Raw genomic sequence first — 14,566 nt, 5'->3', positions numbered from 1 at the left:
ACATCGGAGAACGCCATCGCCATCACCGTGCCGCCCGCCGCGACGACCGTCCCGGAGCTCCTCGACGCGCGGGCCACCGAGCACCCTGACCACGTCGCGCTGCGGGTCGTCGGCGGCGGGCAACTCACCTACCGCCGTTGGCGCGAGGAGGCGCTTCGGGTCGCGGTCGCACTGGCCGCGGCCGGGGTCGGGCCGGGAGACCGGGTGGTGCTGCGGTTCTCCAACGCGCGCTGGGACCGGTACGCCGTCGGATTCCTCGCCGTCCAGTACGCGGGCGGGGTGCCCGTCCCGGTCCGCGAGGACCTCTCCGAGGTCGATGCCGCCGCCCTGGCCGCGCTGGCCGAAGCTGGCACGGTCCTGCGGGAGGGCGGGCGGACCGCCCTCCCGGGACCGGCGGACCTGCGTCTGGACGTCCTGCTGGCGGCGCACCCCGAGCCGCCGGCCGGCCCGCCGCACCGGGTCGGCCCGGCCGACCCGGCCCAGGTGATCGGCACCTCCGGCACCACCGGCGCGCCCAAGGGCGTGCTCGCCGCGCACGGCAACCTGACCGCCGGCCTGTCCACCCACCCCCGCCGCCGCGCCTACGCGCACTCCCGGCACGCCCTGCACGCCTTCCCGATCGGGACCAACGCGGGCCAGGTGATGTTGCTGGGCGCGCTGACGGCCGCGCCCACCACGCTCAGCCTTCCGCGCTTCGACGCGGACGCGTTCGGGGCCGCGGTCGAGGAGTTCGGGATCGGCACCGCCTTCCTCGTGCCCTCGATGGCCATCGAGTTGGTCAACGCGGGCACCGCCGGGCGCTACGACCTGAGCAGCCTGCGCCTGGTCAACTCCTCCGCCGCCGCACTGCCCGTGCCGGTGGCCGCCGCGCTGGCCGCGGCGCTGCCGGGTGCGACGCTGGTCAACACGTACACCTCCGCCGAGGCCTCGCCCGCGCAGATCTCCACCGTGGTCGACACCCGCCGCCCCGGCTCGCTGGGCCGCCCGGCGGACCCCGCTGACCTGCGGATCCTCGGCGCGGACGGACTGCCGTTGCCCGCCGGGCAGGTCGGCGAGGTCTGGCTGCGCCAGCCCGGACCCCCGCGCGCCTACCTGGGCGGCGACGGACGGGGCGACCGGGTGTTCCGGGACGGCTGGGTGCGGATGGGCGATGTCGGTCGCCTCGACCCGGACGGCTACCTGTACCTGGTCGACCGGGAGAGCGACGTCATCAAGAGCGGGGCGCTGAAGGTCTCGACGCTGCGGATCGAGGAGGCACTGCACGAACACCCCGCGGTCGCCGACGCCGCCGTGCTCGGCCTGCCGCACCCCGTGATGGGCGCCGTCCCGGTGGCGGTCGTGGTGGCCGGGCCCGGGGGTCCGGACCTCGACGGGCTCCGGCTGTTCCTGAGCTCCCGGTTGGGCCGGCCCGAACTGCCGGTCCGGATCCTGCTCGTCGAGGACCTGCCCAGGAACCCGAGCGGAAAGGTGGTCAAGCACCTGCTCCGCCCGCTGTTCGACGCACCCGTGGAGTCCACCGCTCCTGTGCTCGCCCCCACCGGCCCGACGGAACTGCGGCTTGCCGGGCTCTGGCGGCGGCTGCTGGGCCGACCGGTCACCGATGTGGCCGCCGAGTTCTTCGCGCTCGGCGGCGACTCCTTCCGGGCGGTCCAGCTCGCCACCGCCATCAGTGAGGAGTTCGGGGTCCGCGCGGGCACCGCCGTGATCTTCGAACGTCCCTCGCTGCGCTCTCAGGCGGCCTGGGTGGACCACCCCGACCGGCGGCGCCCCGTGGCGGGCGCGGCGCCCGCCGGGACGGGGACCGTGACGCCCTACCTGGCAGCGCTCCGTGCGCAGCCGCACGCCGTGGCCCTCACCTCCCAGCAGGAGAACTTCTTCCGCTGGATGGCCGAGGCGCCCGGGCGGGACGCAGGAGCGGTGACGGCCCTGTTCAAGGTGGCCGATCGGCTGGAACCGGAGACCCTCGGCCTGGCGCTCACCGAGGCGGTCCGACGCCATCCGGCGCTGCGGACCCGGTTCGAGGCGGTGGGCGAGGGCGTCGTGCGGACGGTACTGGACGAGGAGCCCCGGGTACGGATCACGCTGACCCGGGCCCCCGGGGCCTCCGACGCGGAGGTGGACGCCCTGCTGCTGGCCGAACGCGACCGGCTCACCGACCTGGCCCGTGACCCGATGGCACGCCTGCTGGTGGTCAGCAGGTCGGAGACCGACCACGTGGTACTGGTCGCGATGCACCACATGGTCGCCGACGGTTGGTCGGTGGGAGTGCTGCTGGCCGACCTCGGGGTGCTGTACTCCGCACTGCGGCGCGGCCGCTCCGCCCCACCGGCACGCTCGGGCCCGGGCTACGCGGAGTTGGTGGACTGGGCCAACGCGCACTGGCCGGCCTCCCGGGCCCACTTCGGGGCCGCGCTGGCCGGAGCGCCGGAGGCCGTCGAGCGGTTCGCGGGCCGTCGGTCGGTGGACGAGGTGCTCACCAAGGCGCACGAGTTCGAGGTGCCGGCGCCGTTGGCCGAGGCCCTGCGGGCCCGGGCGGCCGAGCTGGGCGCCACGCCCTTCCTGGCCGTCACCGCGGCCTGGACCGGCCTGCTGGCGCGCCGCGGCGGTACGCCCGACCTGGTGGTGATGACCCCGGTGCCCGGTCGCCCGCGTCCGGACGCCGAGCGGACGGTCGGCTGCTTCGTGCAGTCGTTGCTGCTGCGGGTGGACGCGAGCGGGGGGCCGGGTTTCGCCGAACTGCTGGACCGGCTGAGAGTGGTCCACAGCGAGGCCCTGGACCACCAGCTCCACCCGTTCGCCGAGTTCAGTCCGTCCGTGCCCTTCGCGGCCTGGCTCCGCTACGAGGCCTGGGCCGCGCCCGCCCAGCTGCCCGGCCTGGCCTGCGAGCCCTGGGAGTTGCCGCGCGGGAGCACCGTGCCGTGGCCGCTGCCGGGCGGCGACCGGGGCGTGCCCGAGCTGACCGTGGTCGAGCAGCCTGACGGCGGCATGCGGTGCTGGCTCCAGTACAACGCGCTGGCCTTCGACCTGCCGGTGATCGCCGAACTGGCCGGGGAGTTCACCGCCGCGCTGACCGCCGCCTGTGGGTGACGTCGCTCAGGGGGCGAGTTCCCGCGCGTCCAGGGACATCCGCCAGAAGTTGCGGCGCTGCACCTCGTCGAGGTCGGCCTGGAGCGGTGACGGCGGGACGGTCAGGACGGGGCAGGCGGCGTGGGCGAGGCAGTAGCGCGCCACCGAGGGGCGGACGAGGCGGCGCAGCGCGTTGCGGGAGCCGCTGCCCACCACCAGGAGGTCTTCGGGGCCGCGGGCGGTGTCCACGAGGGCCGCGCCGGGCGTGGCCCGCACGGTGAGGCCGGCGAGGGTGACGCCGGGCTTCGTGGCGCCGAAGGCGCCGTCGAGCACCTCGCGCAGCCGTTCCACGACGGCGGCGCGGCAGTCGGTCAGGGCCGGGACGTCGCAGGCGCTGCGGCTCGCGAGTGCGCCTCCGGGAGCCTGCCAGGCCATGACGACCCACAGTTCGGCCTCCCGCACCCGGGCTTCCGCGACGGCCCGGTGCAATGCGGACAGGCTGCCCGGGGTTCCGCTCACGCCCACCACGATCCTGCGCACGCCCTTGTTCCTCTCCCGGTGGTCCGTACGTGTTCCCACGGCACCATGAAAGGGCCGGGGCGGCGTGTGCGGCGGCCCACTGACGCCCTCCTGACGCGCCTGCCGGAACTCATGACGTGTTCCTGACGGCACAGGGTCCCCGCTGTCAGTGAGGCGTATGGAGTCGGGCCGTCGCCGTCAAGGTCCCGTCATGGGGTGCCCGCGGGGGTGCGGTCACGGGGATAGCTTCGGTGTCGCGCCCCGGCTGCCTCCCCGCATCCGGGGCCCCATCCGTCACTCGTGGTTCCTCCGGGAGGGCCCCATGTGTTTGTTCCAGTACGACGACGACCCCGAGCCCGAGGAACGGGTCCCGGCCGGGCCCCTGTTCGTCCCGGCCCGGCCGGGGCCCGGCCGCGCGGTGGTACGCCTGTTCCGCACCCCGTTGGGTGCCCGTACCGCCGTCGGCTTCACCACGGCGGAGCGGCTGGCCGCCACCCTCGGACCGGAGCAGCCCTGGATCCGGCTGTCCGAGTCCGCCCTCCGCGCGCTGGCCGGACCGCTCGGGGCGTCGTCGCTGACGGTCGATCCGACCCTCACCGCCCCCGCGGTCGCCGCGGCGACGGGTCCCGGACCGGTCGGCGCCCCGGTTCGGCAGGCGCCCGAGACCGCGGCCCGGAACGCCTGAAGGGAATCGCACCATGACGATCGCCGCCCTCCCCGAGGTCGCGCCCTCTCCGGGCCACGACGACCTCTCGATATGGCCCGCGTCCACGACCCGGCTCCCGCACGGCGGTCTGTCCGTCGGCGGAGTGTCGCTGGCGGACCTGGCCGAGCGGTTCGACACCCCCGTGTACGTCCTGGACGAGGGTGAGGTCCGGACCCGCTGCCGCACCTACCGCGACGCATTCCCCGAGGCCGATGTCCTGTACGCGGCCAAGGCGTTCCTCTCCCGCGCGATGGTGCGCTGGGTCCGGGAGGAGGGCCTGGGCCTGGACGTCTGCTCGGCCGGGGAATTGGAACTCGCCGTGACAGCGGGCTTCCCACCGGAGCGGATCGTGCTGCACGGCAACGCCAAGTCCCCCCGGGACATCGCCACCGCGCTGCGGCTCGGGGCGGGGCGGATCGTGATCGACAGCCCGTCCGAGATAGCGCGGATCGCGGCCGCCGTCGGCACCGGCGGGCACCAGAAGGTGATGGTGCGCGTCGTGCCGGGCGTCTCGGCCGGCGGTCACGAGAAGATCCGCACCGGTACGGACGACCAGAAGTTCGGCCTCTCCCCCACCGACGGCTCGGCGCAGCACGCCGTTGCCAGGATCCTGGGCCAGCCCCAGCTCGAACTCACGGGCCTGCACTGCCACATCGGCTCCCAGATCACCACCGTGGAGCCTTATCTCGTGGCGCTGCGCCGCATGGTGGAGCTGATGGCCCGCATCCGTGACGAGCACGGCCCGGTCCTGTCCGAGCTGGACATGGGCGGCGGCCACGGCGTCGCGTACCGGCCCGGTGAGGCCGCCCTCGACCTCACCGCGCTCGCCCGGGAGCTCCGAACCGAGTTGGTGGAGGGCTGCGCCGCGGCCGGACTGCCCGTGCCGCGGCTCGCCATCGAGCCGGGGCGTGCGGTGTCCGGGCCGGCAGGTGTGGCGCTGTACCGGGTGCTGGCCGTCAAGCGCACCGGCAAGGCCGTCTTCGTCGCCGTGGACGGCGGCATGAGCGACAACCCCCGGCCCGCCCTGTACGGGGTGCGGTACGCCCCGCTGCTCGTCGGCCGGCGCTCCGCGGCCGCGCCGTGCCGGGCCACCGTCGTCGGGCGCCACTGCGAGGCCGGTGACGTCCTCGCCTCCGACGTCGAGCTGCCGGGGGACGTCCACCCCGGGGACCTGCTCGCCGTCCCCGTGGCGGGCGCCTACCAGCTGTCCATGGCCTCCGGATACAACATGGTCGGGCGGCCCCCGGTGATCGCCGTCCACGAGGGCGCGGCCCGGATCCTGCTCAGGCGCGAGACGCTGGACGACTTCCGGAGCCGGGACATCGGCTGCTAGGCCGTGTTCTGAAGGTCTCGCCCGACCCGCGAACCCTCGACGTGCGCCGCGCGGCCGTCACCGGTGCGGGACGTCGATGCCGGCCTCGCGGAGCTTCGCCTCGACCAGGGCGTTCAGGCGGGCGATGGACGGCGACCCGTCCTCCCGGTGGTGGTTGACCACTCCGTACCGGGAGGCGGCGTCGGACGTCCTGCGAAAGCCGGTCGGCATCTCCAACAGGGTTCGGTCGGCCAGTAGTTGGTCGGCGAGCGTGGAGGCCAGTTCCTCGATCCGGGGGTCGTCCGGATGCCAGGACCTCGCGGCCCAGGCGCGGCGGGTCGGTTCGACGGACTCGGGATCGGCGAGCGAGCCTTCGAGTCGGGTCAGGAAGCTTTCGAAGATCTCCGGAACCAGCGCCCGTGCCAGTACCAGGGCCTCGCGCTGACCGGCCACGTAGTCGGGGCCGAAGCCGAGTTCGGCGAGCCGGTCCAGGACCCGGCAGGCCCGGTCGGGCAGCAGGGCCCGGTCGCCCTGGGCGAGTCGGTGCAGCGTGTCGCGGCGTTCGGTCAGGTCCTCGATCCGTTCGGTGAGCCGACGGTGGACGTCGTCCAGGGCGGCGGCGAACCGCTCGGGCCCGGCGTCGAGCAGGCCACCGATCTCGGCCAGTGGCACACCGGCCCCGGCCAGGGTCCGGACCTGGACCATCCGCAGCAGGTCGGCCGAACCGTAGCGCCGGTAGCCGGAGCCGTCCCGTGCCGGCTCGGCGAGCAGACCGAGCCGGTGGTAGTGCCGCACCGTTTTGATCGTGACGCCGACGAACGCCGCCGCCCGACCGATCGTGAGCCCGTTCGCCATCGGCTCAGCTCGTCTCGGGGTACGGGTGGGGAACGATCACAGGGCGAGGGTAGCGGTGGCCGTCCGTCCTTGTTCACGAAGGGTGTTGACCTTGACCTTGGGTCAGGGTCCATCGTCGTCGCACGGCCGCCTGGAAGGGGCCGGGCGGCCGCACCGGGCCTGCCGCCGGATCGAGCACGGTGGACGAGGGGATTCATGATGGGTACGAACAGCGGCGGGCTCTGCGAAGCGGGCCTGGGCAGGCTGCACGAGGTGCTGGCACGACATGTCGGGTCCAAGAGGATTCCCGGACTCGTCGCCCTGGTGAGCCGCGGCGACCGGACGCACGTCGAAGCGATGGGGACGATGCGTCACGACGGTGGCCCTCCGATGCGCCAGGACACGATCTTCCGGATGGCGTCCACGTCCAAGCCGGTCACGACGGCGGCGGCGATGGTCCTGCTCGACGAGTGCAGGCTGCGGTTGGACGACCCGGTGGACCCGTGGTTGCCGGAGCTCGCCGACCGGCGGGTGCTGACGCGGCCCGACGGCCCGCTGGAGGACACCGTGCCGGCCCGGCGGCCGATCACCGTGAGGGACTTGCTGACCTCCACGTTCGGGCTCGGAGTGGATTTCGGGTTGATGGCCTCCCCGATCAGGGCCGCGACCTTCGAGCGTCTCGACTACAGCGTGGCGTCCGGGCCGGCACCCGACCCGGACGAGTGGATGCGCCGCCTCGGCGAACTGCCGCTGTCGTACCAGCCCGGCGAACGGTGGCAGTACGACCTCAGCAGCGAGGTGCTCGGTGTGCTGGTCGCCAGGGTCGCGGGCCGGTCGTTGGAATCGTTCCTGCGCGAACGCGTCCTCGATCCGCTGGGGATGAGGGACACCGCCTTCCACGTGCCCGCCGACAGGATCGACCGGCTGCCGCCCCTGTACGGGCCCGATCCGCAGAGCGGGGAGTTCCTCGTCTGGGACGAGGCGGAGGGCGGAAGGGCCGGCCGGCCCCCGGCGTTCCAGGGCGCGGGCGGCGGGCTGGTCTCCACCGTCGACGACTACCACGCCTACTTCCGGATGCTGCTGAACCACGGTGTGCACGACGGCGAGCGCATCCTGTCCCGGGCCGCCGTCGAGCTGATGACCACCAACCGGCTCACGCCCGAGCAGGGGTCCGCCCGGGACACCATGTACCGGAGCATCGCCCACCTCACGGCCGGACAGGGGTTGCACGGCGGCTGGGGCTTCGGAATGGCCGTACGCACCCACCGCAGCGGCCACGCGCCCATCGGCCAGTTCGGCTGGGACGGCGGCACCGGCACCACCGTCCACGCCGATCCCGGCAGTGGGCTCACCGCGATCCTGCTCACCCAGGTCGGGATGTCCACGCTCGATTCGCCCCGGCTCATCCACGACTTCTGGACCACCGTCCACCAAGCCGTCGCCGACTGACGGCGCCGTGCTCCGCGCGCCACATACGCGCAGATGGGAGCCGTTCCGGAGGCCGTGAGGAGGTGCTGCGCGCGGCACGAGCATCAGGGCGGCGTTAAGGGTTCCCGGGTGCCCGTATGGAGCACGTCAAAGTGGCTTAACACCCGGATCGGGACGCGGTTATGTCGTCATCAGCCAACTGGCTGATTCGTCCTTTCCCACTTCACTCAGGAGCTCGCGATGGCCGATCTGGCCTTCGTCGTCACCACGGTCGCGGTATTCGCGCTGGTGGCTCTCATCGCCCGGGGGGTGACCAAGCTGTGACCGTCGAGAACGTCGTCGGCCTCGTCGTGGCCGTCTCCCTGCTCGGATACCTCGTCCTCGCCCTCGTGTACCCGGAGAGGTTCTGAGCACGACATGAGCCCCGTAACCGCTGGTGTGCTCCAGCTGCTCGCGCTGATAGCCGCGCTCGCGCTGGCCTACCGTCCGCTGGGCGACCACATGGCCCGCGTCTACTCCTCCGAGAAGCACTGGAAACCGGAGAAGTGGATCTACAAGGCGATCGGAGCCAACCCGAACGCCGAAATGCGCTGGCCCGCCTACCTGCGCGCCGTCCTCGCCTTCTCCGCGGTGAGCGTCCTGTTCCTCTACGGACTCCAGCGCCTGCAAGGCAGCCTGCCCGGCTCGCTCGGCTTCGTGTCGATCGACCCCGACCAGGCCTTCAACACCGCCGCCTCCTTCGTGGCCAACACCAACTGGCAGTCGTACTACGGCGAGCAGGCCATGGGCCACGTCGTACAAACCGGCGGCCTCGCGGTGCAGAACTTCGTCTCCGCCGCCGTCGGCATGGCCGTCGCAGTGGCCCTCGTCCGGGGATTCTCCCGGTCGCGTACGGGTGAGCTCGGCAACTTCTGGTCCGACCTGGTGCGCGGCACCGTCCGCATCCTGCTGCCGATCTCCGTGATCGGCGCGATCGTCCTGGTCGCCTGCGGGGTCATCCAGAACTTCGCGGGCATTCACGAGGTCGGCCGGTTCATGGGCGGGACCCAGCAGTGGAACGGCGGCGCGGTCGCCTCCCAGGAGGTCATCAAGGAACTGGGCACGAACGGCGGCGGCTACTTCAACGCCAACTCCGCCCACCCCTTCGAGAACCCCACCCCGTTCTCGAACCTGTTCGAGATCTTCCTGATCCTGCTCATCCCCTTCGCGATGACCCGCACCTTCGGCCGGATGGTCGGCAACCTGCGCCAGGGCTACGCGATCCTCGCCACCATGGGCATCATCTGGATCGCGTTCACCGCCCTGATGATGTGGACCGAGTTCGCCCACCACGGCCCGGCGCTCCAGGCCGCCGGCGGGGCGATGGAGGGCAAGGAGACCCGCTTCGGGATCGGCGGCTCCTCGATCTTCGCCGTCGCCACGACACTGACCTCGACCGGCGCGGTCAACTCCTTCCACTCCTCGTACACGGGCCTCGGCGGCGGCATCACCATGCTGGGCATGCAACTCGGCGAGATCGCGCCCGGCGGTGTCGGCTCGGGCCTCTACGGCATGCTGATCATGGCGATCATCGCCGTGTTCATCGCCGGCCTGATGGTCGGCCGCACCCCCGAGTACCTGGGCAAGAAGATCGGCACCCGCGAGATCAAGCTCGCCGCCTGCTACATCCTGATCACCCCCGCCCTGGTCCTCGGCTTCACCGCGGCGGCGATGGCACTGCCCACCCCGGGCAACTCGATGACGAACGCCGGCGCCCACGGCTTCTCCGAGATCCTCTACGCCTACACCTCGGGCGCCAACAACAACGGCTCCGCCTTCGCCGGCCTGAACGCCGACACCCAGTGGTTCAACAGCACCATCGGCATCGCCATGCTGCTGGGCCGCTTCCTGCCCATGGTGTTCGTCCTCGCACTGGCCGGCTCGCTCGCCGAGCAGAAGCCCGTCCCCGAGACCGCGGGCACCCTGCGCACCGACAAGCCGCTCTACGCGGGCCTGCTCGTCGGCACGATCCTCATCATCACCGGACTCACCTACTTCCCCGCCCTCGCGCTGGGGCCGCTCGCCGAAGGGCTCGCCTCATGAGCACCATCACCCCCACCCGTGCTCCGCACGAGGACATCCCCACCGGCCACGGGCCCACGACGGGCCGCGTCGGCGGGGGATTGTTCGATCCCAAGGCGCTCCTGAAGTCCTTCCCGGACGCGGTGCGCAAGCTCGACCCCCGGATCATGATCAAGTCTCCCGTCATGTTCGTGGTCCTGATCGGCTCGGTCGTCACGACCGCCCTCGCGATCAAGGACCCGACGGACTGGTTCGGCTGGGCGATCACCGTCTGGCTGTGGCTGACCACGATCTTCGCCAACCTCGCGGAAGCCGTCGCCGAGGGCCGCGGCAAGGCCCAGGCCGACACCCTGCGCAAGGCCAAGACCGACACCGTCGCCCGCCGCCTCGACGGTTCGGCGGAGGACCAGGTCCCCGGCACGGAGCTCCGCATCGGTGACCTGGTCGTGTGCGAGGCCGGCGACATCATCCCCGGCGACGGTGACGTCGTCGAGGGCGTCGCCTCCGTCGACGAGTCGGCCATCACCGGAGAGTCCGCTCCCGTCATCCGGGAGTCGGGCGGCGACCGCTCGGCCGTCACCGGTGGCACCAAGGTGCTGTCCGACCGGATCGTCGTCAAGATCACGACGAAGCCCGGCGAGACCTTCATCGACCGGATGATCGCCCTGGTCGAGGGCGCGGCCCGGCAGAAGACGCCCAACGAGATCGCCCTCAACATCCTGCTGGCGTCCCTCACCATCGTCTTCCTGCTCGCGGTCGTCACCCTCCAGCCGTTCGCGATCCACGCGGGCGCCGAGCAGTCGATGATCGTCCTCACCGCCCTCCTGGTCTGCCTCATCCCGACGACGATCGGCGCGCTGCTCTCCGCGATCGGCATCGCGGGCATGGACCGCCTCGTCCAGCGCAACGTCCTCGCCATGTCGGGCCGCGCGGTCGAGGCCGCGGGCGACGTGTCGACCCTGCTCCTCGACAAGACCGGCACGATCACCCTGGGCAACCGGCAGGCGTCCGAGTTCGTACCCGTCAAGGGCACCACCGAGGCGGAACTCGCCGACGCCGCACAGCTGTCCTCCCTCGCGGACGAGACGCCCGAGGGCCGCTCGATCGTGGTCCTGGCGAAGGAGAAGTACCGCCTGCGCGAGCGCCACCAGGGCGAACTCGCCGGCGCCGAGTGGATCGCCTTCACCGCCCAGACCCGCATGTCCGGTGTCGACGTGGACGGCAGGAAGACCCGCAAGGGCGCCGCCGGCTCCGTCATCGCCTGGGTGAAGGAGCGCGGCGGTCGGGTCTCCGACGACGCCGACCTCCTCGCCAACCGCATCTCCGAGGCCGGTGGCACCCCGCTCCTGGTGGCGGTGGAGGACGAGAAGGGCGCCCGCGTCCTCGGCGTCATCCACCTCAAGGACGTCGTCAAGGAGGGCATGCGCGAACGCTTCGACGAGCTGCGCCGCATGGGCATCAAAACCGTCATGATCACCGGCGACAACCCGCTGACCGCGAAGGCCATCGCGGAGGAGGCGGGCGTGGACGACTTCCTCGCCGAGGCCACGCCCGAGGACAAGATGGCCCTCATCAAGCGGGAACAGGCGGGCGGCAAACTCGTCGCGATGACCGGAGACGGCACCAACGACGCCCCGGCCCTCGCCCAGGCCGACGTCGGCGTCGCGATGAACACCGGCACCTCGGCCGCCAAGGAGGCCGGGAACATGGTGGACCTGGACTCCAACCCCACCAAGCTCATCGAGATCGTCGAGATCGGCAAGCAGTTGCTGATCACACGAGGCGCGCTGACCACGTTCTCCATCGCCAACGACGTCGCCAAGTACTTCGCGATCATCCCGGCCATGTTCGCCGTCGCCTACCCGGGCCTCGACAAGCTCAACGTCATGGGCCTGCACTCACCCGAGTCGGCGATCCTGTCCGCCGTCATCTTCAACGCGCTGATCATCGTCGCCCTGGTCCCGCTCGCCCTCAAGGGCGTGCGGTACCGGCCCACCAGCGCCGACAGGATGCTCCGTCGCAACCTCGGCCTGTACGGGGTGGGCGGTCTGATCGCCCCGTTCATCGGCATCAAAATCATCGACCTCCTCATCTCCCTCATCCCCGGAATCGGCTGATCTGCGATGAACAACTCTGTGGGCAACACCGCGCGCCTGATCGGCGCGGGCCTGAGGGCCCTGCTCGTCCTGACGGTCCTGTGCGGCGTCCTCTACCCGCTGGCCGTCACCGGGATCGCCCAGGCCCTGTTCGACGACAAGGCCAACGGCTCCGAGATCAAGGACAGGAGCGGCGCCGTCGTCGGCTCCTCCCTCATCGGGCAGAGCTACGACCTGCCCAAGCAGAACCCCGACGACGCCGAGGAGGCCGTGAAGCCGGACCTCAAGTGGTTCCAGCCGCGCCCTTCCAACGGGCTGGGCTCCAACAGCGTCAACACCCAGTACTCGCTGATCCTCTCGGGTGCCACCAACCGGTCGGCGGACAACGGCGCCGTGGGCGGTCTCTGCACGGCGGGCGCGGAGGAGGGCACCCTGTGTGCCCAGGTCGTCGCCGCCAAGGACGCCGTGATCGCGGACAACTCCACGACCTCCTACAAGATCGAGCCCGGGGACGTGCCGGCCGACGCCGTCACCTCCTCCGGCTCGGGCCTCGACCCGCACATCTCCCCCGCCTACGCCGAGCTCCAGGTCCACCGCGTCGCCGAACGGAACAAGCTCGACGTCGAGCGGGTCGAGAAGCTCGTCGCCGAACACACCGAGGGCCGCACCCTCGGCTTCATGGGCGAACCCCGGGTGAACGTCCTCGAACTCAACACCGCGCTCAAGGCCCTCACGCAGGGCTGACGTCGCCCCGCCCCGGGGTCACGGGCCGGTCGGGCGCGGTGCCTCCGCGTCCGGCCGGCCCGCCGCGTTCTCCTCGACCGCCACCGCGCCCACGGCACGGCCCCGGCGGCCACCGCCCCGTACGCCGTAGCAGCGGAAGGCCGCGGGACGATCGGGCCCGAGCACTCGGAATCCGGAAAATGTGCTCCGCAATTGACAGTTGGGGTCCGACGCCACGGGGTGCGGTGGATGATGACCCCGATATGGCCGGAGCCCGTGCACGGACGCGCTCGCGTCCGCGGTCTGCGTGGCAGGGCGGACGGGCGCTGCGAGCTGCCGCGTTCACCCTGATCAGCACGGCGTTGGCAGTCGTGGGCCATCACCTGGCCTCGGGGGAGCCGGTGTCCCGGCCGGGGCTCGCGGTCGGGGCCGTCGTCCTCTTCGCCCTGTCGTCGCTCGCGGCCCGACCGGCCCGACCCGGGCCGCACGTGCTCGCGGCGACCGGCCTGGCCCAACTCCTGGTGCACCGGGCGCTGTCCGCGGGGCACGGAGGGGCCCACCAACACGCCGAGGCGCACACCGGCGTGCCGGAAGCGGGACGTGCGGCGCGGCAGGCGGTGTGGGCCATGACCGCGGCCCACTGCGTTGCCGCGTGCGTGATGGCGCTGCTCATGCACCGCGCCGACCGGGCACTGAGCCGGCTGCCGGGGACGTTGGGTCGCTGGGCGCAGGGGGCGGTCGCGGCTGCCGTCGCGGCTTTCGACGTCTGCCGACGGCCAGGTGTCCGGCTCTGCCCGCGGACCGTGCTCGTCGCGCTCGACGGGCCCTCCGTACGGCCGACGGTGACGACGATGCTCGGTCACGCGGTGGTGCGTCGGGGGCCTCCTGCCGGAGGTGCAGGAGACGTTCCCCTGATCCTGGCGGGCTCCTCACCTGCAAGGCGAGGCCCGTCCCGCGTACCGAGAGGGTTCCTCCATCATGAACAGGTCACACACCCGCCGCCGGCTCCACCGTCCCGCCCTCGGGGCTGTCGGCGCCCTGGTGCTCCTGGGTCTGGCTGCCGGACCGGCCGCCGCCCACGCCGGGGTCACCGCCTCCGACCCGCGCGCGCTCGCCGAGAACGTCACGCTGACCTTCGAATCCGAGGCCGAGTCCGACACCGCGGGCATCGCGGAGTTGCGCGTCGTGCTCCCGACGGGCATCGCTCCGGACGCCGTGACGCTCAAGGAGGCGCCCAAGGACTGGAAGTTGACCGCCACCCCGGACGGGTACGCGATCGGTGGCCCGGCTCTGGCCACCGGCACCGACGCCGAGTACAGCATCACCGTCCGCCAACTGCCCGATGCGAAGTCCCTGGCCTTCAAGACCCTGGAGACGTACGGCGACGGAAAGATCTCCCGCTGGATCGAGGTGCCCGGCAACGGCGAGAAGGTCGACAACCCCGCTCCCGTACTGGAGTTGAAGGCGGCTGCCCCCGGAGCCAAGCCGATCGCCCCGAGCCCCTCGGCGTCGCCGACCCCGAGCGCCCCGCCGTCGCCCCAGCCGTCGGCGACCGCCCCGTCGGCTCCCGTCGCGTCCCCGAGCGGGCGGGCCACGGGCGCGGAGGAGGCGGGCAGCAGTACCGGGACCGTGGTCGGCGTGGTCGCGGCCGCGCTCGTGCTCGTCGGCGCCGGCACCTTCTGGTGGATGCGCCGTAGCCGCAGCGGGGCCTGACCGGCACGGTCGGGGGCGGGGCCGCCGGGCGCGCCGCGCGCCCGGCCCCCCGCGCCCGGGCCGCCGGGCGGCGCCGGGGCGGCGTGAGGAGTGAGGGGTGGCGCGCGG

General features: G+C 72.4%; 11 protein-coding genes. 9 read left to right on the top strand and 2 right to left on the bottom strand.

The features are described 5' to 3' along the window. Positions 1–27: 27 nt before the first annotated feature. The gene (locus ACFVS6_RS30085; protein ID WP_389708744.1) at positions 28–3,087 is read left to right on the top strand and encodes an AMP-binding protein; all 3,060 of its coding nucleotides are present in this window, start codon (positions 28–30) and stop codon (positions 3,085–3,087) included. 6 nt (positions 3,088–3,093) lie between these two features. Here the strand turns inward: ACFVS6_RS30085 and ACFVS6_RS30080 are convergent, their stop codons facing one another. Further along, complete coding sequence (locus ACFVS6_RS30080; RefSeq protein WP_389708742.1) at positions 3,094–3,645, bottom strand: universal stress protein; 552 nt, start codon at positions 3,643–3,645, stop codon at positions 3,094–3,096. 262 nt (positions 3,646–3,907) lie between these two features. Here ACFVS6_RS30080 and ACFVS6_RS30075 point away from each other — a divergent pair, with 262 nt between their 5' ends. Both ACFVS6_RS30075 and lysA read left to right on the top strand, forming a co-directional pair. Continuing rightward, entirely contained in the window at positions 3,908–4,270 is a 363-nt protein-coding gene (locus ACFVS6_RS30075) for an SAV_915 family protein (protein WP_389708740.1), read from the top strand. 13 nt (positions 4,271–4,283) lie between these two features. Then, positions 4,284–5,624, top strand: a complete 1,341-nt coding sequence (gene lysA / locus ACFVS6_RS30070; RefSeq protein WP_389708738.1) for a diaminopimelate decarboxylase — start codon at positions 4,284–4,286, stop codon at positions 5,622–5,624. 57 nt (positions 5,625–5,681) lie between these two features. On the opposite strand, the gene ACFVS6_RS30065 is transcribed toward lysA, so the two are convergent. After that, on the bottom strand, positions 5,682–6,458 hold the full coding sequence (locus tag ACFVS6_RS30065; protein ID WP_389708736.1) for a MerR family transcriptional regulator: 777 nt from the start codon (positions 6,456–6,458) through the stop codon (positions 5,682–5,684). Positions 6,459–6,656: 198 nt separating this feature from the next. On the opposite strand from ACFVS6_RS30065, the gene ACFVS6_RS30060 reads away from it, so the two are divergent. The 6 genes from ACFVS6_RS30060 to ACFVS6_RS30035 all read left to right on the top strand — a co-directional run bounded on the left by ACFVS6_RS30060 (position 6,657) and on the right by ACFVS6_RS30035 (position 14,458). Continuing rightward, on the top strand, positions 6,657–7,886 hold the full coding sequence (locus ACFVS6_RS30060) for a serine hydrolase domain-containing protein (RefSeq protein WP_389708734.1): 1,230 nt from the start codon (positions 6,657–6,659) through the stop codon (positions 7,884–7,886). A 299-nt stretch (positions 7,887–8,185) separates the two neighbouring features. After that, positions 8,186–8,275 (top strand): K(+)-transporting ATPase subunit F, encoded by a 90-nt coding sequence (gene kdpF, locus ACFVS6_RS30055; protein ID WP_037860493.1) that lies wholly within the window; start codon positions 8,186–8,188, stop codon positions 8,273–8,275. Between the two features lie 7 nt (positions 8,276–8,282). Beyond that, a complete protein-coding gene (kdpA, locus tag ACFVS6_RS30050; protein ID WP_389708732.1) occupies positions 8,283–9,947 on the top strand; it encodes a potassium-transporting ATPase subunit KdpA in 1,665 nt (554 codons plus the stop codon). Next, positions 9,944–12,043 carry a potassium-transporting ATPase subunit KdpB gene (gene kdpB / locus ACFVS6_RS30045; protein ID WP_389708730.1) on the top strand — a complete coding sequence of 700 codons (2,100 nt, stop codon included), beginning with the start codon at positions 9,944–9,946 and terminating at the stop codon, positions 12,041–12,043. The genes kdpA and kdpB overlap by 4 nt, the downstream gene beginning before the upstream one ends. Positions 12,044–12,049: 6 nt before the next feature. Continuing rightward, entirely contained in the window at positions 12,050–12,766 is a 717-nt protein-coding gene (locus tag ACFVS6_RS30040) for a potassium-transporting ATPase subunit C (protein WP_389708728.1), read from the top strand. Between the two features lie 957 nt (positions 12,767–13,723). Then, entirely contained in the window at positions 13,724–14,458 is a 735-nt protein-coding gene (locus ACFVS6_RS30035) for a DUF1775 domain-containing protein (RefSeq protein ID WP_389708726.1), read from the top strand. Positions 14,459–14,566: the final 108 nt, after the last annotated feature.

Origin of the sequence: Streptomyces sp. NPDC057939, assembly GCF_042887545.1 — a bacterium.
GTDB lineage: Bacteria > Actinomycetota > Actinomycetes > Streptomycetales > Streptomycetaceae > Streptomyces.
This window is presented reverse-complemented; position numbering and strand designations above follow the sequence as displayed.

What these genes read in the sequence shown, in the direction of transcription:
- ACFVS6_RS30060 (WP_389708734.1), top strand. Translation starts at nt 6,657, where the DNA reads ATGGGTACGAACAGCGGCGGGCTCTGCGAAGCGGGCCTGGGCAGGCTG.
- kdpA (WP_389708732.1), top strand. Translation starts at nt 8,283, where the DNA reads ATGAGCCCCGTAACCGCTGGTGTGCTCCAGCTGCTCGCGCTGATAGCC.
- kdpB (WP_389708730.1), top strand. Translation starts at nt 9,944, where the DNA reads ATGAGCACCATCACCCCCACCCGTGCTCCGCACGAGGACATCCCCACC.
- ACFVS6_RS30040 (WP_389708728.1), top strand. Translation starts at nt 12,050, where the DNA reads ATGAACAACTCTGTGGGCAACACCGCGCGCCTGATCGGCGCGGGCCTG.
- ACFVS6_RS30035 (WP_389708726.1), top strand. Translation starts at nt 13,724, where the DNA reads ATGAACAGGTCACACACCCGCCGCCGGCTCCACCGTCCCGCCCTCGGG.
- lysA (WP_389708738.1), top strand. Translation starts at nt 4,284, where the DNA reads ATGACGATCGCCGCCCTCCCCGAGGTCGCGCCCTCTCCGGGCCACGAC.
- ACFVS6_RS30075 (WP_389708740.1), top strand. Translation starts at nt 3,908, where the DNA reads ATGTGTTTGTTCCAGTACGACGACGACCCCGAGCCCGAGGAACGGGTC.
- ACFVS6_RS30065 (WP_389708736.1), bottom strand. Translation starts at nt 6,458, where the DNA reads ATGGCGAACGGGCTCACGATCGGTCGGGCGGCGGCGTTCGTCGGCGTC.